The 15412-nt window shown below is 32.7% G+C and carries 16 protein-coding genes, 3 tRNA genes and 1 other RNA gene; 12 read left to right on the top strand and 8 right to left on the bottom strand.

Annotated elements, in window-relative coordinates:
• Positions 1-16: 16 nt before the first annotated feature.
• From QMO11_RS11535 to QMO11_RS11550, 4 genes are all read right to left on the bottom strand, one after another.
• A complete protein-coding gene (locus QMO11_RS11535; RefSeq protein WP_282037434.1) occupies positions 17-781 on the bottom strand; it encodes a Rossmann-like and DUF2520 domain-containing protein in 765 nt (254 codons plus the stop codon).
• Between the two features lie 135 nt (positions 782-916).
• Positions 917-989, bottom strand: a tRNA-Gly gene (locus QMO11_RS11540).
• 14 nt (positions 990-1003) lie between these two features.
• Positions 1004-1080: transfer RNA gene (locus QMO11_RS11545), tRNA-Thr, on the bottom strand.
• Between the two features lie 18 nt (positions 1081-1098).
• Positions 1099-1181: transfer RNA gene (locus QMO11_RS11550), tRNA-Tyr, on the bottom strand.
• A 360-nt stretch (positions 1182-1541) separates the two neighbouring features.
• Between QMO11_RS11550 and QMO11_RS11555 the strand changes: the two genes are divergently transcribed.
• The 3 genes from QMO11_RS11555 to QMO11_RS11565 are packed head-to-tail and all read left to right on the top strand — an operon-like array spanning position 1542 to position 3818.
• Positions 1542-1805 carry a rhodanese-like domain-containing protein gene (locus QMO11_RS11555; RefSeq protein ID WP_068472327.1) on the top strand — a complete coding sequence of 88 codons (264 nt, stop codon included), beginning with the start codon at positions 1542-1544 and terminating at the stop codon, positions 1803-1805.
• A gap of 11 nt (positions 1806-1816) precedes the next feature.
• A complete protein-coding gene (locus tag QMO11_RS11560) occupies positions 1817-2125 on the top strand; it encodes a rhodanese-like domain-containing protein (protein WP_282037435.1) in 309 nt (102 codons plus the stop codon).
• Between the two features lie 34 nt (positions 2126-2159).
• Positions 2160-3818 carry an FAD-dependent oxidoreductase gene (locus tag QMO11_RS11565; protein ID WP_282037436.1) on the top strand — a complete coding sequence of 553 codons (1659 nt, stop codon included), beginning with the start codon at positions 2160-2162 and terminating at the stop codon, positions 3816-3818.
• A gap of 65 nt (positions 3819-3883) precedes the next feature.
• Here the strand turns inward: QMO11_RS11565 and QMO11_RS11570 are convergent, their stop codons facing one another.
• The gene (locus QMO11_RS11570) at positions 3884-5305 is read right to left on the bottom strand and encodes an ATP-dependent DNA helicase (RefSeq protein ID WP_282037437.1); all 1422 of its coding nucleotides are present in this window, start codon (positions 5303-5305) and stop codon (positions 3884-3886) included.
• A gap of 90 nt (positions 5306-5395) precedes the next feature.
• On the opposite strand from QMO11_RS11570, the gene QMO11_RS11575 reads away from it, so the two are divergent.
• From QMO11_RS11575 to QMO11_RS11585, 3 genes are read left to right on the top strand one after another with little or no spacing between them, the layout of a single operon-like run.
• A complete protein-coding gene (locus QMO11_RS11575; protein WP_282037438.1) occupies positions 5396-6025 on the top strand; it encodes a hypothetical protein in 630 nt (209 codons plus the stop codon).
• A gap of 15 nt (positions 6026-6040) precedes the next feature.
• On the top strand, positions 6041-6898 hold the full coding sequence (locus QMO11_RS11580) for a DUF3822 family protein (protein ID WP_282037439.1): 858 nt from the start codon (positions 6041-6043) through the stop codon (positions 6896-6898).
• Positions 6889-7425 (top strand): RsmD family RNA methyltransferase, encoded by a 537-nt coding sequence (locus QMO11_RS11585; RefSeq protein WP_282037440.1) that lies wholly within the window; start codon positions 6889-6891, stop codon positions 7423-7425. The genes QMO11_RS11580 and QMO11_RS11585 overlap by 10 nt, the downstream gene beginning before the upstream one ends.
• A gap of 68 nt (positions 7426-7493) precedes the next feature.
• Here QMO11_RS11585 and xerD read toward each other — a convergent pair whose 3' ends face one another.
• A complete protein-coding gene (xerD, locus tag QMO11_RS11590) occupies positions 7494-8393 on the bottom strand; it encodes a site-specific tyrosine recombinase XerD (RefSeq protein ID WP_282037441.1) in 900 nt (299 codons plus the stop codon).
• Between the two features lie 459 nt (positions 8394-8852).
• Between xerD and aroQ the strand changes: the two genes are divergently transcribed.
• From aroQ to QMO11_RS11620, 6 genes are all read left to right on the top strand, one after another.
• A complete protein-coding gene (gene aroQ, locus QMO11_RS11595) occupies positions 8853-9299 on the top strand; it encodes a type II 3-dehydroquinate dehydratase (RefSeq protein ID WP_282037442.1) in 447 nt (148 codons plus the stop codon).
• A gap of 24 nt (positions 9300-9323) precedes the next feature.
• Positions 9324-10760 carry a pyruvate kinase gene (gene pyk, locus QMO11_RS11600; protein ID WP_282037443.1) on the top strand — a complete coding sequence of 479 codons (1437 nt, stop codon included), beginning with the start codon at positions 9324-9326 and terminating at the stop codon, positions 10758-10760.
• A 156-nt stretch (positions 10761-10916) separates the two neighbouring features.
• Positions 10917-11314: a transfer-messenger RNA gene (ssrA, locus tag QMO11_RS11605) on the top strand.
• 14 nt (positions 11315-11328) lie between these two features.
• Positions 11329-12666 carry a site-specific integrase gene (locus QMO11_RS11610; RefSeq protein ID WP_282037444.1) on the top strand — a complete coding sequence of 446 codons (1338 nt, stop codon included), beginning with the start codon at positions 11329-11331 and terminating at the stop codon, positions 12664-12666.
• 285 nt (positions 12667-12951) lie between these two features.
• On the top strand, positions 12952-13239 hold the full coding sequence (locus tag QMO11_RS11615) for a DUF6922 domain-containing protein (protein ID WP_282037445.1): 288 nt from the start codon (positions 12952-12954) through the stop codon (positions 13237-13239).
• Positions 13218-13883, top strand: coding sequence for a nucleotidyl transferase AbiEii/AbiGii toxin family protein (locus QMO11_RS11620; protein WP_282037446.1), 666 nt, complete (start codon positions 13218-13220; stop codon positions 13881-13883). The genes QMO11_RS11615 and QMO11_RS11620 overlap by 22 nt, the downstream gene beginning before the upstream one ends.
• A 265-nt stretch (positions 13884-14148) precedes the next feature.
• On the opposite strand, the gene QMO11_RS11625 is transcribed toward QMO11_RS11620, so the two are convergent.
• Complete coding sequence (locus tag QMO11_RS11625) at positions 14149-14703, bottom strand: tetratricopeptide repeat protein (RefSeq protein ID WP_282037447.1); 555 nt, start codon at positions 14701-14703, stop codon at positions 14149-14151.
• Positions 14704-14710: 7 nt separating this feature from the next.
• A complete protein-coding gene (prfH, locus tag QMO11_RS11630) occupies positions 14711-15409 on the bottom strand; it encodes a peptide chain release factor H (protein WP_282037448.1) in 699 nt (232 codons plus the stop codon).
• Positions 15410-15412: the final 3 nt, after the last annotated feature.

Raw genomic sequence — 15412 nt, forward strand, 5'->3', positions numbered from 1 at the left:
AAAATGCGAGCAAAGGTTATTTTTGATTGTAAATTCTATCTGTAAATAAAGAATAAATCGATTTAAGTTCCTCTGAATAGTTTAACATGTCTTTTTGCATATTAATAATATTATCATCCTTCCTCATTGCGGGTCCTGTTTGAGCTTCAATTGGAGATAAGCTTTGAATTTTATGCGCTGTTTCATTAATCAATGGTTTAATTACATCAGGATTAATGTTATTGCTTTCTAGTAAATCAAAGGCAATTTTATAAAGATGATTACTAAAATTACAAGCAAATACTGCCGCTAAATGTATTTGTTTTCTTTGTTCCGAATCACATGAGATTACTTGTTTCGAAATTTTCTTAGCGGCAGTCATCAGTTCTATTTCAATAGTCTGATCCTTCCCTTCAATTAAGCAAGGAACTTGATTAAAGTCAACGGCCTTATCTTTACTAAATGTCTGAAATGGATAGAAGGTACCAAACTTATCAAATCTATTTAAAATTGAAGATGCCATGCTGCCAGATGTATGAACTACGATACCTTGTAAGTTTGGCAAATCTGCAATAACCGATTCTAAAGCAGAGTCGCTTACGGCTATTATATATAAATCACACTTTTTCTGAATTTCGTTTAATTGATCCGTATGATACGCATTAAGCTTATCTGCTAAAATAGAAGCGTTTTTAATAGATTTACTATATACCTGTCTGATATTAAAACCACTCATAGCTAATCCCATGCCTAGTTGTGTCGCCAAGTTGCCAGATCCAATTAATACAACGTTCTGAATCATTTTTATAATTTTTATTTAATGATAAATGTAAAATATTTTTGGGTTAAGTTGAGTGTATTATCCTAAAAAGAAGAGGTGTAGTGATAATAATTATAATAAAAAAAGGATGCCTAAAAAAGACATCCTTTAAATTAGAGCGAAAGACGGGGATCAAACCCGCGACCCTTAGCTTGGAAGGCTAATGCTCTATCAGCTGAGCTACTTTCGCAATTCAATATTTTTTGGAGCCAATGGAGGGACTCGAACCCACGACCTGCTGATTACAAATCAGCTGCTCTAGCCAGCTGAGCTACATTGGCAACGTTATAACTTTTAAGTGGGCAGAGCAGGATTCGAACCTGCGAAGTCGAAAGACAACGGAGTTACAGTCCGTCCCAGTTGGCCGCTTTGGTATCTGCCCCAAAAGCGATTGCAAAAGTAGAAATAACTTTTAAATCTGCAAGTGAAATAAGTAATAATAGCTACACTTTTTTAGAGTGAAATCGTCTAAAATAAGGGGTAGTGGATTCTTCATTGTTGAGAATCTTTTATTTACATCATTATTTATTTGGATGATTTTTTTTCAAGATTAAGAAACTTTTTTGCGACTTAGACTGATAATCTCAGTGGAGCACGAACATTTATTAAAATTGGAGTGTTTTAAGCTTATTCGAAATTAGGCTGCAAGTTGCAAATTTTGCTTTGTGTGATAAAAAGCACAAATAGGAATTTGTACGTAATCTATTTTTGCATCGTAATCTTTTTTAAAAAATATAATGATATGAATATTTCAGAAGCAACAATTATTGACGTTAGAACAACTGCAGAGTTTAGCATGGGAAATGCAACAGGCTCAATAAACATACCTTTAGATACTTTACCACATCGTTTAGACGAGGTGAAAAACTTTAAACTTCCGTTAGTGATTTGCTGCGCATCAGGTGGAAGAAGTCATGCAGCGTGTGAGTATTTATCAAAACAGGGCTTTACAGATCTTTATGATGGTGGAGCATGGGTTAATGTACAAAACGCTTTAAACAACTAATAGAATTTATTATGGGTTTTTTAAGCAAATTATTCGGGAATAAGAATCAAGCCATTATCGATTCTCTTTTATCAGGAGCAAAAATTATTGATGTAAGAACACCTCAAGAGTTCAAACAAGGTAATATTGATGCATCTATAAATATACCATTAGACAAATTAAAAACATCTATTGGTAAATTAAAAAAGATGAATACCGCTTATGTGGTGTGTTGTGCATCAGGTATTCGAAGTGCGCAAGCAGCATCTATATTAAAATCTAATGGTATTACTGAAGTTATAAATGGTGGTAGTTGGCATAAAATTGATCGACTCGTTTAGTATCATTTCTTAATCCTGACAAAATATATTTAAAATGAAACGAATTATTGTAATAGGAGGGCTTTCTGCAGGTCCGTCTGCGGCGGCTAAGGCTCGTCGAGAAAATGAAGGTGCTGAGATATTAATGTTCGAAAAATCGAGTAACATTAGTTATGCTACTTGCGGAATTCCTTATGCCCTGTCGGGTGTAATTAACAATCGAAAGAAACTAATTGTAGTTGAAGCAGAATTATTAAAGAAACGCTTCAACGTTGATATGCATCTTGAAGAAGAAGTGCTTGAAATACTTCCAGATGCACATGAAATTACAACAACAAAAGGAAGATATAAATACGATAAACTAATATATGCTGCTGGTGCACATACTTTTATTCCGCCGGTAAAAAACTTGGTAACGGCCAATAATTGGTCGCCTTGTAGGTCTTTATCCGATTACGATAAGTTAATGAAGGAAGCTGTAGCTTCTAATGCCAAGCATATTACAGTAATGGGAGCTGGCTTAATTGGAGTTGAAGTTGTTGAGAATCTTGTAGAATTAGGTAAAAAGGTAACCTTAATTGAGGGCAGCAATAAGGTGCTTCCGATGTGGGAACAGAAGTTCAGCCAATTTGCAAAATCAACTTTGGAACAGAATGGGGTAGAGGTTATTACAAATACCTTTGTAGATGAAGTAAAGGTTGAGAATGGTCAAATTACTTCAGTTAAAATTTCTGATGATAAATGGGTTGATACTGATTTTGTTGTAATGAGTGTAGGTATCAGACCTAATACAGAGTTGCTGACAAGTAAAGGGGCAGAAGCAATACGAAATGGAGCAGTAAAGGTTAATGAGAGAATGGAAACTTCGTTGCCCGATATTTATGCTGCAGGTGATTGCTCAAGTATTAAAAATATACAAACCGGTGAATATGATTATCTGCCATTAGGAACGCATTCTAATAAAGCAGGACGAACAGCAGGTATAAATGCAGCAGGTGGATCTGAAGTATTTGGAGGAGGCTATAAAACGGCTATCATAAAAGTGTTTGAAAATACTATGGCTCGTACAGGGATGAACCCAACTTTTATGAAAGCAAATAATATTGAATACAAAACTAATTTAATATTAGCGGGGGCGACACCTGGTTATTATCCTAATCAAAAGGAAATGATCATTGAAACGTATTATTCTCCTGAAGATGGCACTATTCTAGGGTGTGAGATATTTGGTGAGCATGGCGTAGATAAGCGAATTGATGTTATGAGTACTGCAATATATGCTAAATTAAAAATGACGGATTTGCCTAGATTAGATTTAGCTTATGCGCCGCCTTTCTCTCCTGCTAAAGATCCGGTTGTTGTTTCTGGTTTTGTATCTTCAAATGCGATAAATAATAATTATGCCGAGCTTGGAGTTGAGGAGCTAACGAACTTATTAGCTACTGAGAACGAAGCAAATTACAATTTAATTGATGTTCGTACACCTACCGAAATAAATGCTCAGGGTAAAATTGGGAATGCAATAAATATTCCTGTTGATGAGTTGCGAACGCGAACAGAAGAGCTTGAAGCCATAGATAAGTCTTTACCTACCTATGTATATTGTGCCAAAGGTTTAAGAGGGTATTTGGCTTCATTAATATTAAAAAGTAAAGGGTTTGAAACCGTTTCTAACTTATCAGGAGGTTACACCATCTGGAAAGCATTAAATTAATATAGATAATAACCCAAGGAAGAATAATCTCCTTGGGTTAATTGAATTAAATGCCAAGACCACTTCTATAAAAAGAATTCATCTTTGAAGTTAACTAAGTATAATTTCTCAGTACATCGTGTTAATGCTGTATAAAGCCATCGGTAGTAATCTCTATCTACCCCATCTTCAGGTAAAAAACCTGGGTCAACAAAAACAGCCTTCCATTGTCCACCTTGCGCCTTGTGGCAGGTCATTGCATAGGCATACTTAACTTGCAACGCATTGTAATAATCATTGTTTTTTACGCCTTCATATTGTTTTTGTTTGGGTTTTAAATCGGCATAATCTTCCATTACTTCATAAAAGAATCCTTCTTGATCATTTTTGGTTAAGCCAGGAGTGTCGGCCTGCAATACATCAAGTAATAACTTTATATCAACCTCTAACTCTTTATAATCGATTAAGCGAATAGTACAGTTTACAAAACGCTTTTCGTATAGCTCTTCATAACCACGTATTCTAACAATCTCAGCAATATCGCCATTTGCAATAAAATCTACTTCTTTGCTGTTCTTTAACCAATGATAGTTATTTTTCACCACGAGCACATAATCACCAACGGCTAATTCTTCTTCTCTATAAAGAATGCTATTTCTAATACCATTGTTGTATAAATTAGCTCGTTTATTCGATCGGTTTACAATTAAGGTATTATCCATACCATAGGTATCGTATGCCTGTTGAATTTCATCTAAGAGCTCTTCGCCTAATACTCGTTTAACATCTAAATACTCTTCTATATCAAACTGAGGAATCTCAGAAATAAACTGATTGCTTTCAATTTCTTGCCTTAACATTGATGCACAACTTACAATGCCACTTTTGTTTTTTTGTCTAACAATATCTGATAAGAAGTACTCAAATACAGTAGAGCCATAAACTTCTAAATTAGATTTTACCATCGCTACGCTTTCTGAGCTTCCAACAGGTGGTAACTGTGCATCATCTCCAATAACAACCAATTTGCAATTTTTGCCATCAAATACGAACTCCATTAGATCTTCTAATAAGTTTCCAGACCCAAACCCAGAATAGTCACCAGTGTTTCCTGAAATCATTGAAGCTTCATCTACAAAAAACACAGTATCGGTTTTTAAATTTTTGCCAGTTTTAAAAGATCCAAATCCATCATTGGCTGATTGTTGTCGATAAATACTTTTATGTATCGTAAAAGATGGTGTGTTAGCGAACGAACTAAATACTTTTGCCGCTCTTCCGGTTGGTGCCATAAGACAGATTCTGAACTTTAATTCTTTCAAAACTTCCACAAAAGACCCCGTTAAAGACGATTTTCCGGTTCCGGCGTAACCTTTTAATAAAAAAAGTGGTTTTGTTGAGTCGCTTGTTAAAAATTCAGCAAATCCCTGTATGCATGCTTGTTGCGATGTGGTAGGAGTGTGTTCGAATGCATTATTTAGCAGGTTAATTAAATGTTTATTTATCATTTTGTTGTAAAAAATCAGAAACCAAAACTGTAATTTAAATTTTTTTTTAAATTTGTGACTTCAAACTAATACAAAAAAATCCGTAAAATAATGAAAACAGTAATTCAAATTATTCTATTTCTTGTAATAGCTGGCTTAGCATACGCTGTAGTTGAAAGCGTTCAGAAGCCAATTAGATTTCAAAAATCGCACGAGATGAGAAGTACCGAAGTAATTGAGCGTTTAAAAGACATTAGAACTGCTCAGGTAGCCTATAAAACCCGTTACGACAAGTATACAGGTAGTTTTGATACCTTAATTAACTTTGTGAAAACTGACTCTTTACAATTAGTAAAGAAAGAAGGTAGCCTTTCTGATAGTTTAGTTGAAGCAGGTTGGACAGAAGAAAAAGCTCTTAAAGTAGGGTTAATTAGTAGAGATACAATTGCTGTTGGTGTTGCGGATTCACTATTTGCTGATAGTTACCCAATTGATTCACTACGCTATATTCCATTTACTGATGGTGAGCAGTTTGAGTTAGGTGCAGGTATTGTACTTACTGGTTCTGGTGTAAAAGTACAGGTATTTGAAGCAAAAGTTGAAAATAACGTATATCTAAATGGATTAGAGGAGCAAGAGGTTATTAACCTTAATGATAAAGCTCGTAAATTAGAAAGATATGCAGGTTTAAAAGTTGGTTCTCTTGAAGAAACAAATAACAATGCAGGTAACTGGGAGTAATTCTATATCGAACAAATGAATATGGAGTCAATCTCAGTTATTGATAGTAATTTCGATGTTAATGTAACAACGTCATATTTTTTATCCATTCAGCTTTCGCTGGATGGATTTTCTTTTTGTGTACTAGACCCAGTTAGTAATGAATATATTCAGTTCTGGCATAAAAAGATTAATCCAACACAAGAACCTACTAATGTTTTAGAGCAGGAGTTAAGAGAAAACCCAGTTCTACTATATCCCTATCAAAAGATATTTTTTAGCTATAACTCTAACTACTACACCTTAGTTCCTGACGGAATTTTTAATAAAGAACAAGCAAGGGAACAACTTAATTTTACAATATCTAGCAATAATCATTCTGAAGGAGAAGTTTTTTTTAGTAAAATAAAAATGGCTGATGCTTGGTGTATTTATAGTATACCTCATGAGTTGGTAAGTCTGTTAAAGAAATACTATTCTGATATTCATTATTTTTGTGAAATTGTACCTTTTATCGAAAATGCATTATTGAGTACTACTATAGATAGTAAGAAAAACCACGTACATATTAATGTTAATAATAAGTATTTCGATATTGCAGTAACAGCTGGTAATAATTTAATACTTCATAATGCATTCACATATAAAAACAATAACGATTTCTTATATTTTACTTTATTTGTTTTCGATCAATTAAAACTTAATACCTCCAAAACCACGGTTTATTTATCAGGAAGTATTGATAAAAACGACAATACCTATGCGATGCTTAAGAAGTATATTAAGCGAGTAGAGTTAAGTACCTCTACAAAGCACTTTAGGTTTTCGCAAATCTTTAAGAATATACCTATTCAAACACATTTAAATTTATTTAATATTCCAATATGCGTATAATAAGTGGTAAACTTAAAGGGCGAAGATTTAGTCCTCCTAAGAGTTTTAAAGCCCGACCAACTACTGATTTTGCTAAAGAAAATCTGTTTAATGTTTTAAACAATACAATAGATTTTGAAGGCTTAAATGTGCTTGATTTATTTGGCGGAACAGGCAGTATTAGCTACGAATTTGCTTCAAGAGGTGCGAATAAGGTTACTTGTGTTGAGTTGCGATACCCGCATTATAAATTTATTATGCAAACTATTGATGAATTAGATCTGAAGGGTAGGGTAAGCGCCCTTAAAGGTGATGCTTTTAAGTTTGTAGAAAAAACAAGTGAGAAGTATGATTTAATATTTGCCGATCCTCCTTATGATATGGAGAAGGCAATTAAGCTTCCGCAATTGATTCTAGATAATAAGCTTTTGAGTGAAGATGGACTATTGATTTTCGAACACTCAGGGGATGCTAGTTTTAATAGTCATCCTAATTTTATTGAAGATCGAATTAATGGAAAGGTTGTATTCACTTTATTTAAAGCTTAGTTAGAGAAAATATACATAATAAATAAAAAAAGAGCCATTCGGCTCCTTTTTTTATTTAATTTTCAATCTTAAGATCTAGGATGAAACTGAGCCATTGTTTCTTTTAGATATTGACTATCTAAATGAGTATAGAACTCAGTAGTAACAATTGAGGTATGACCAAGCATCTCTTGAACAGCTCTAAGATTTGCTCCGCCTTCTACAAGGTGAGTCGCAAATGAGTGTCTGAACGTATGCGGACTTACATTTTTCTTAATACCAACTTTTGTAACAAGGTTTTTGATAATTGTAAATATCATCACTCTTGATAAACGTTTACCCCTTCTATTTAGGAATAATACATCTTCACTATCTTTATGTATATTTAGTAAACGTCTATACTCGCTTAGGTACAGATTAATTTCTTTAATGGCCTTAGTACTAATTGGTACTAAACGTTCTTTTTTGCCTTTGCCATCAACCTTAATAAAACCAGTTTCAAAATATAGATTAGATATTTTTAGTTCTATAAGTTCAGAAACTCTCAGGCCACAACTATAAAGCGTTTCTAATATAGCTCTATTTCTTTGCCCCTCAGGTTTTTTTGTGTCGATACAATTAATTATAGAATCGATTTCTTCAACAGATAGCAATTCTGGTAGTTTGCGTTCAATTTTTGGTGGAACTAGCAATGCTGTTGGATCCTTTTCTATTTTCTCTTCTATTAAAAGATACTTATAAAAGGCTTTAATACCACTAATTATTCTAGCCTGAGTTCGAGCGCTAATTCCCTTTTGAGCTACCCACTCTACCATTTCTCTTAAGTGAACTATAGTAACCTCTTCTGGGTTAACACTGTAATCCTTTTCCTTTAAATATTGAATTAACTTGTTGAGGTCTGTGTGATAAGCGTGAATAGAATTATCTGATAATCCTTTTTCTACTTTGAGGTACCCCTTAAAATCTTCAATTTCTGATTCCCAAATCATATTATCGTTATTTTATGATATGTAAACTGATATTAAGTAAATATAAAAATACAACTTAACAAAGTCAAATAATCTAATAATTTTTATGTTAAAATAATGCGTTTTTGCTTAGGAAGGTAAATTATGCCATAAAGGTATTAATTTTTCTTTTATAAGTACCAAAACACTCAATAAAGAGTAGCATTCTTATCATAAAAATATTATTCAGACTCAAATGATTTAATTTATAATCATTATAAAAATATAATAAATCATTTTCTTTAGTTCTTAATTACAACAACTTAACTTATATATTGTTTGATGTAGAAGGCGATACTTTAGCTACAGGCAAAAAAAAAAGCCCTGATTTTAATCATTGAAGCCCAATTGTGTTTAAAATGACATAAGTTTTCAATACATTTGCACAAATAATAATAAAAGCGTGCAACTGTAGTTAATAGTACTACAATTATATATCAGATGAAGATTTTAATAATAAATGGTCCAAATCTTAATTTACTTGGAAAAAGAGAAGTAAATGTATATGGAAATCAAAGTTTTGAATCTTTCTTTACTGCCGTACAGAATAAGTACTCTAATATTAATTTAGAGTATTATCAATCAAATTCTGAAGGGAAATTGTTAGATAAAATTCACGAAGTTGGATTTACATTTGATGGTATTGTTTTAAATGCAGGCGCATATACACATACCTCTGTTGCTTTAGCTGACGCTATATCAGGAATTACCACTCCCGTAATCGAAGTTCATATCTCAAATGTTTTTAAACGCGAAAAATTCAGGCATCATTCATATATATCGCCTGTTTGTGTTGGAACTATTGCAGGCTTTGGACTAGACTCATATATTTTAGCTATTGAGTCTTTGCTATTAAAGGAAACAGAGAATAATAATTCGCCCAGTTAGAAAATTGAAATAAATATTTAGTTGATGAAAAAGCTTACGAAGATTGTAGCAACAGTGTCAGACATGAAGTGTGACCCGGATTACGTAAAAGGACTTTACAAAGCAGGAGTAAATGTTGTAAGGTTGAACACTGCCCACATGGATTATGAGGGATTATGTAGAGTTGTGTCTACAGTACGTTCTGTATCTGACAAAATTGCACTTTTAGTAGATACTAAAGGTCCAGAAATTAGAACTACACCTACTGAAGATGGTAACAAAATTTTAGTAGCAAAGGGTGATACTTTATTAATGAAAGGTGAGCCAGAAACAAAATCTACTGAGAAATGTGTATGTGTTTCTTATGCTAATTTTGTTAAAGATATGCCTCTTGATGGTGATGTTTTAATTGATGATGGTGAAACAGCTCTTAAAGTTATCGAAAAACATGACGATCACTTAGTGGTTAGAGTTGAAAATGATGGTGAAATTGGTGGTAAGAAAAGTGTTAACGTTCCTGGTGTTCGTATTAGCCTTCCTTCTTTAACTGAAAAAGATATCACTTTCTTAGGTTATGCTGCTGAGCAAGGAATCGATTTTATTGCTCACTCGTTTGTTCGTAATGCTACTGATGTTGCTGATGTTCAAGCTGAATTAGATAGACTTGAGTGTCCTGCAAAAATTATCGCTAAAATTGAGAACCAAGAAGGTGTTGAGAATATTGACGAAATCTTAGGTTGTGTTTATGGTGTAATGGTCGCTCGTGGTGATATGGGTATTGAAATTGCACAAGAAAAAATTCCGGGAATCCAACGTCAATTAATCAGAAAGTGTGTTGATGCTAAGAAACCAGTTATTGTAGCAACTCAAATGTTACATACAATGATCAAGAATCCTCGTCCAACACGTGCTGAGGTTACTGATGTTGCAAACGCAATTTATTACCGTACTGATGCAATTATGCTTAGTGGTGAAACTGCTTATGGTGATTATGGTATTGAAGCTGTAAAAACTATGTCTAGTATCGCTAGAGAAGTTGAAGCTGCAAAAGATAATCGTAATGATATTCCTGTTGCTCAACCAAAAAATAGCGTTACTTCTTACCTTGCTGATACAGCAATTAAAGCGTCTAAAGAATTAGATATTAAAGCTGTTATTACTGATAGTTTTACTGGAAGAACTGCTCGTTATTTAGCTGCATTTAGAGGAGAAGCTCCTGTTTACGGTCTTTGTTACAATGATAGAGTAGCAAGAGAGTTATCTCTTTCTTATGGTGTAAGTCCACGTATGATGGAAGATGGTACATCTAAGAAAGAAATCTTAATCAAGACTTTAAATAAGCTTGTTAAAAAAGATGTATTAAGTACTCAAGATTTAGTTGCTTACCTTGGAGGTAGCTTCGGAATTGGTGGTGGTACTTCTTTCTTAGAAATTATTACTGTTGAAAATCTTCTTAAGAAAGCAGAAACAATTGTTGACTAATTAGTTACAATATTTATATTAAAAGAGAGCTTTATGCTCTCTTTTTTTTGATATTTTTTTGAAGTAAAAGAGTGTAATATCGACTTCTAAATAAAGTTATAAAAGCTTTATTGTATGAAGTTTTTTATTAGTTTTGCACTCAAGTACAACACATCTGGGGATGATATGGATTCGACAGCAGGTGAAAGTTGTATGTAAGCATGCAGAGCACAGGAATTCCGGCTCTTTAATCTCGGGTTTCAACTTTTTATAAGGCGAAAATAATTACGCTCTTGCAGCTTAATCGAAGTATAGTAGATTAGCATTATTCGGTATAAGATACTGAAACAAGACATCTCTTAAGTGCTATCGTCCTGAGGCGGCTTAAATCAGAGATGCTGGAAAATTGGGAACCGGCAACTACAAGCTTTGGGTTGTTGCTTAAATAAAGAAGATAAGGTAGTAGTTGGTCGCTTTGGGCCGGCTGTTATTCGAAAATTAAGTCAGAGCTAAGCATGTAGAAAGCATATTGCTTCCTTGACTGGACCAGGGTTCGAAACCCTGCATCTCCACCACAAAGTGAAAAGGTATGAAACGAAAAGTTTCATACTCTTTCATTTTCAATATTTTAAGCAAAAATACTATTTGCTTTATATACAGTATATCTCAGCTTATTTGCAGTTTTGTTTTACAATTGTTTTACAAAACTAATTTTATAAAAATGATAACTGCTTCAATTAAATTACTCCCACGAAAATCGGCTAAAAAAAAAGACGGAACTTATCCTATAAATTTGAGATTAACTATAAATAGGAAATCAAAATATTTTTCTACTGGAGTGTCATGTAAACAGGCTGATTGGGATACTAACAACCAAAGAATAAAATCAAAGGTTTACCATTCGGTAATTAATAATCTTAAATTAAGAGATGCTTATAATAAAGCTGAGAGTATCATAAATAATTTCATTCGTTTTAATAAGCCCCCTACATTTACTGAATTTGCTAATATATACGAAGGTGATTTCTCAAAGAATAATTTTTATGAGTTAGGAATAAAGTACATCGAGAAAAGAAATTTATCGGACGAGTCGGCTAGAACTTATCGAAGCCAATTATCTAAACTATTACAATTTAGATCTATTGATTTTCTATCCTTAACAGAGGTAAATAATCTAGACTTTATTTATGATTATAAGAATTATATGATCGAAGAAAGGGATAATACTATTAATACAGTTGCTAAATCTTTGGGATTTATCAAGTCCGTTATCAATTATGCTATTTCTGTTGATATAATTCAAACAAATGCCTTTGCAAAGATTAAGATAAAAAAAGAATTAGGGAAACGAGAATACCTAACAGGGTATGAATTGACAAATTTAAATGAATTTTACAACTCTTCACGAGTAAGCAATAGTGAACGAAACGTACTACAATACTATCTATTTTCTTGTTATACAGGTTTAAGATTTAAAGATGTGCGAGATTTATGTTGGAAAGATATAACTGATAATGATATAAGAAATTATGATACAAATAAAATTGAAAAGTGGAAGATTATAGAGATTAAAATGCATAAGACTAAATTAAACGTTGATATCCCTCTTTCATCAATGGCACTATGTATTCTTAATTCATTAAAAGAAGGAAAATCATCCGAGAAAGTATTTCGAGTTATTACTAATCAAAAAACGAACAAATACCTTAGAAAGACCTTAGTAAAGGCAGGAATTAATAAATCTACATCAATGTCTTATCATTCTTCACGACATACATTTGCAACTTTTGCATTGCTTTCTGGAATGTCAATTAAATTTATCAGTAAGCTTTTAGGTCATACAGATATTAAAACAACTCAAATTTATTTACAGGTTACTAAAGAGACTTTAGTAAATGAAGTAAGGAATCTAAATAGCTTTATTTAAGCAAATGGAGGTGTAGTATCTATATAGTGACTATAAAAGATGAACTTTTGTACTGAATTGTATTAAATAGCTGAATATCTGTAATTAAATGCAGTTCGATTTGTAAAAGTACTCAGTACTAATATTCCAATAATCTTTGTTTTTGTACTGAGTATTTATTTTAGACTTTCTGCTATAAAGAAGGTTGCGATTGATGGTCGTGATAAATCAAAGGTTGAACAAGACAATTTAAGACATCTAGCGAGTTGTCTATAAAATAGTATCTTTGTTTTAAGATGATACCTTATGAATACTGAAGCTACTAAAATAGGACCTAATATTTCGAGAAGAGCATTCTGGGATATCGATTTTAATACCATCGACTGGGATAATAATAGTCAGTATTTAATTATTAAGGTTATTGAACGAGGCAAGCTACAAGATCTTTTTGAGCTAATACAATACTACGGAAAAGAAAAGATAAAGAAGGAGTTGTTAAATGCTTCGAATCTACCACAAAGAACCTTTGATTTTGCCAGAACTTATTTTGCAGTTAATAAAGAAGACTTTCAATGCTCCATTTCGAAACTATAATTCCCGAAACCAGGTTTATTTTAGAAGATTTAATGAGACGGGAAGAATTGAAAAATTACCGTTTGGTAGGAGGGACCGCCTTGTCTCTATACAAAGGTCATCGTATTAGTGATGATATTGATATGTTCTTGGATCCTGAAAAAGAATTCGATAAACAAAAAATAAAGAGGCTACTAATAACATTGGCAGATAGGTCTGGAGATATTGAAATCTCAGATATGACTTTTGGCTTCTCTGCATATCTGACCTACAATGTAAGTGGGGATGAGCTCAAGATTGATTTAATGCACTTTGAAAGTGATCCATTCATTGATGAACCAAATATCATTAGTGATATAAGGTTAGCTTCTACTCGTGATATTTCTGCAATGAAGTTGAATGCCATCACAAGTCGATCTGAGAAAAAGGACTTTATTGACATCAATGAGCTATTAAAAGAATATAGCTTGAAAGAAATGTTAGAGCATTATAAACTAAAGTACCAATATAACGATCCTAAAGATGTAATATTCGCCTTATCTGCTATTGATAAAGCAGATAGTTCATACATGCCTAAAATGTTGAGTAATTTAAATTGGGAGCAGGTTAAAGAGAACGTTAAACAACATTTTAGGAATTATATAGATCAGGAGGCAAAGTTGTAAAAATAGAGAAACTCACTATACATATAAAACAAATTCTATTCTACTTTTTTGAGACAGTTAAGGCTATCCCATCTCTATCGGAAAACTCTTCTTGAGTGAGATTTAGTTTTACCATAGTCATTTAACAAATTCTGATAATGTCTTCATCATATGTATTTAGATATAATAATAAAAATATAGGTAGAATTATATGCAAAAAGATATCGTTTTTAGTTTTAGGTGTGATTTATATCTTAATGCATATAATTTATAATACAATAGGGGTTTACGATTGCACTGTGTTCATCTTAGAATCTATACAAAGCTTATTTGGTTTTTCTTTAATTGTAGATTTATCTATTAGTTTCTTTTTCATTTTCACTCTTTGAATCTCGGTATTTAAATGGTTTAAAGAATCTTCATTGTATGCTTCTAGTTTTGCCTCTTGATATAGAGATAGAGCTTTCTCATAATCATGCTGATGTTCATAAATTAAGGCATGTAGACTGTAAGTTTTTGAGAGATCAACCCCCTTAAGTTTATTTGTGTATACAATCAACTTTTTTGTTTTGTCATACTCCTTAAGAATGATCAACAATAATATATAATCTACACAGACTTTTAAATCGTCAGGATTATTAGCTAGTGCCTTAATGTAATATTCTTCTGCCTTTTGAAAGTCGCCCATTTGTTCTTGATGCAACTTACCCATTAAGTAATTAGCGCCAGAATGATCATTGTTCTGACTTAAGGCATACCCAAGGTTTTCAATGGCTTCTTCAAGACTATAGGGATATTGATCAAGCGCTTTAATATAATATTGATCTGCTAATGTGCTCATAATTATTTTAGTCGTATAAACGCATGCACCGTAATTCTTTTTTTAGTGACTGCCTTTGTGATTTATATTTTTTGTTGCTTTTTTTGACCTTAAAATCACTTCCCTCAAAAGTTTTAATCGGATTACCTCTTATTACTTCACAGTGATTCTGCCAACTCTCTTTAATTGATGCTTTTTTCTGATTGATTTGTTCCAAACTTAAAAGTTTAATTAACCTTTCTTTTGCAAGCTTTTTGTTTTGTAATTGCGATCTACTATCAGAGCATAGAACATGCAGCCCCGTAGGTGTATGGCTTGCTCTTATTGCCGTGCTTACCTTATTGACATGTTGACCACCAGGTCCTCCTGAGCGAATAGCTTGATATGCAATATCCTTATCATTAATTTGAGTAATGTTTTTAACAAGGTTCAATTCATTTATTGCAACATACCAATTCTTTCTTTTATGATTCTTTCTGAATTCACTTTGACCAATCCATTGAATAGTACCAATCCATTGTTTTATAAAATCATTTACCATGATGCCTTCCAATTGAATAGTCGCAGAAAATAAAGTTCCATTCTCAACCCCTTCTTCTCGGTGCAGAATTGTGTAATTGATATTATTATTGCGAGACTCCTTTAGTATCATTTTAAGGATTTGAGCCACCACCCAGCAGCATTCTGCTGGGCCTCTCCCTGATGTTATTTGTATAATCTTTTCCATTTT

The sequence above is a fragment of the Saccharicrinis aurantiacus genome (assembly GCF_947489045.1).
GTDB lineage: Bacteria > Bacteroidota > Bacteroidia > Bacteroidales > Marinilabiliaceae > Saccharicrinis > Saccharicrinis aurantiacus.

What these genes read in the sequence shown, in the direction of transcription:
- QMO11_RS11535 (WP_282037434.1), bottom strand. Translation starts at nt 781, where the DNA reads ATGATTCAGAACGTTGTATTAATTGGATCTGGCAACTTGGCGACACAA.
- QMO11_RS11555 (WP_068472327.1), top strand. Translation starts at nt 1,542, where the DNA reads ATGAATATTTCAGAAGCAACAATTATTGACGTTAGAACAACTGCAGAG.
- QMO11_RS11560 (WP_282037435.1), top strand. Translation starts at nt 1,817, where the DNA reads ATGGGTTTTTTAAGCAAATTATTCGGGAATAAGAATCAAGCCATTATC.
- QMO11_RS11565 (WP_282037436.1), top strand. Translation starts at nt 2,160, where the DNA reads ATGAAACGAATTATTGTAATAGGAGGGCTTTCTGCAGGTCCGTCTGCG.
- QMO11_RS11570 (WP_282037437.1), bottom strand. Translation starts at nt 5,305, where the DNA reads ATGATAAATAAACATTTAATTAACCTGCTAAATAATGCATTCGAACAC.
- QMO11_RS11575 (WP_282037438.1), top strand. Translation starts at nt 5,396, where the DNA reads ATGAAAACAGTAATTCAAATTATTCTATTTCTTGTAATAGCTGGCTTA.
- QMO11_RS11580 (WP_282037439.1), top strand. Translation starts at nt 6,041, where the DNA reads ATGAATATGGAGTCAATCTCAGTTATTGATAGTAATTTCGATGTTAAT.
- QMO11_RS11585 (WP_282037440.1), top strand. Translation starts at nt 6,889, where the DNA reads ATGCGTATAATAAGTGGTAAACTTAAAGGGCGAAGATTTAGTCCTCCT.
- xerD (WP_282037441.1), bottom strand. Translation starts at nt 8,393, where the DNA reads ATGATTTGGGAATCAGAAATTGAAGATTTTAAGGGGTACCTCAAAGTA.
- aroQ (WP_282037442.1), top strand. Translation starts at nt 8,853, where the DNA reads ATGAAGATTTTAATAATAAATGGTCCAAATCTTAATTTACTTGGAAAA.
- pyk (WP_282037443.1), top strand. Translation starts at nt 9,324, where the DNA reads ATGAAAAAGCTTACGAAGATTGTAGCAACAGTGTCAGACATGAAGTGT.
- QMO11_RS11610 (WP_282037444.1), top strand. Translation starts at nt 11,329, where the DNA reads ATGAAACGAAAAGTTTCATACTCTTTCATTTTCAATATTTTAAGCAAA.
- QMO11_RS11615 (WP_282037445.1), top strand. Translation starts at nt 12,952, where the DNA reads ATGAATACTGAAGCTACTAAAATAGGACCTAATATTTCGAGAAGAGCA.
- QMO11_RS11620 (WP_282037446.1), top strand. Translation starts at nt 13,218, where the DNA reads ATGCTCCATTTCGAAACTATAATTCCCGAAACCAGGTTTATTTTAGAA.
- QMO11_RS11625 (WP_282037447.1), bottom strand. Translation starts at nt 14,703, where the DNA reads ATGAGCACATTAGCAGATCAATATTATATTAAAGCGCTTGATCAATAT.
- prfH (WP_282037448.1), bottom strand. Translation starts at nt 15,409, where the DNA reads ATGGAAAAGATTATACAAATAACATCAGGGAGAGGCCCAGCAGAATGC.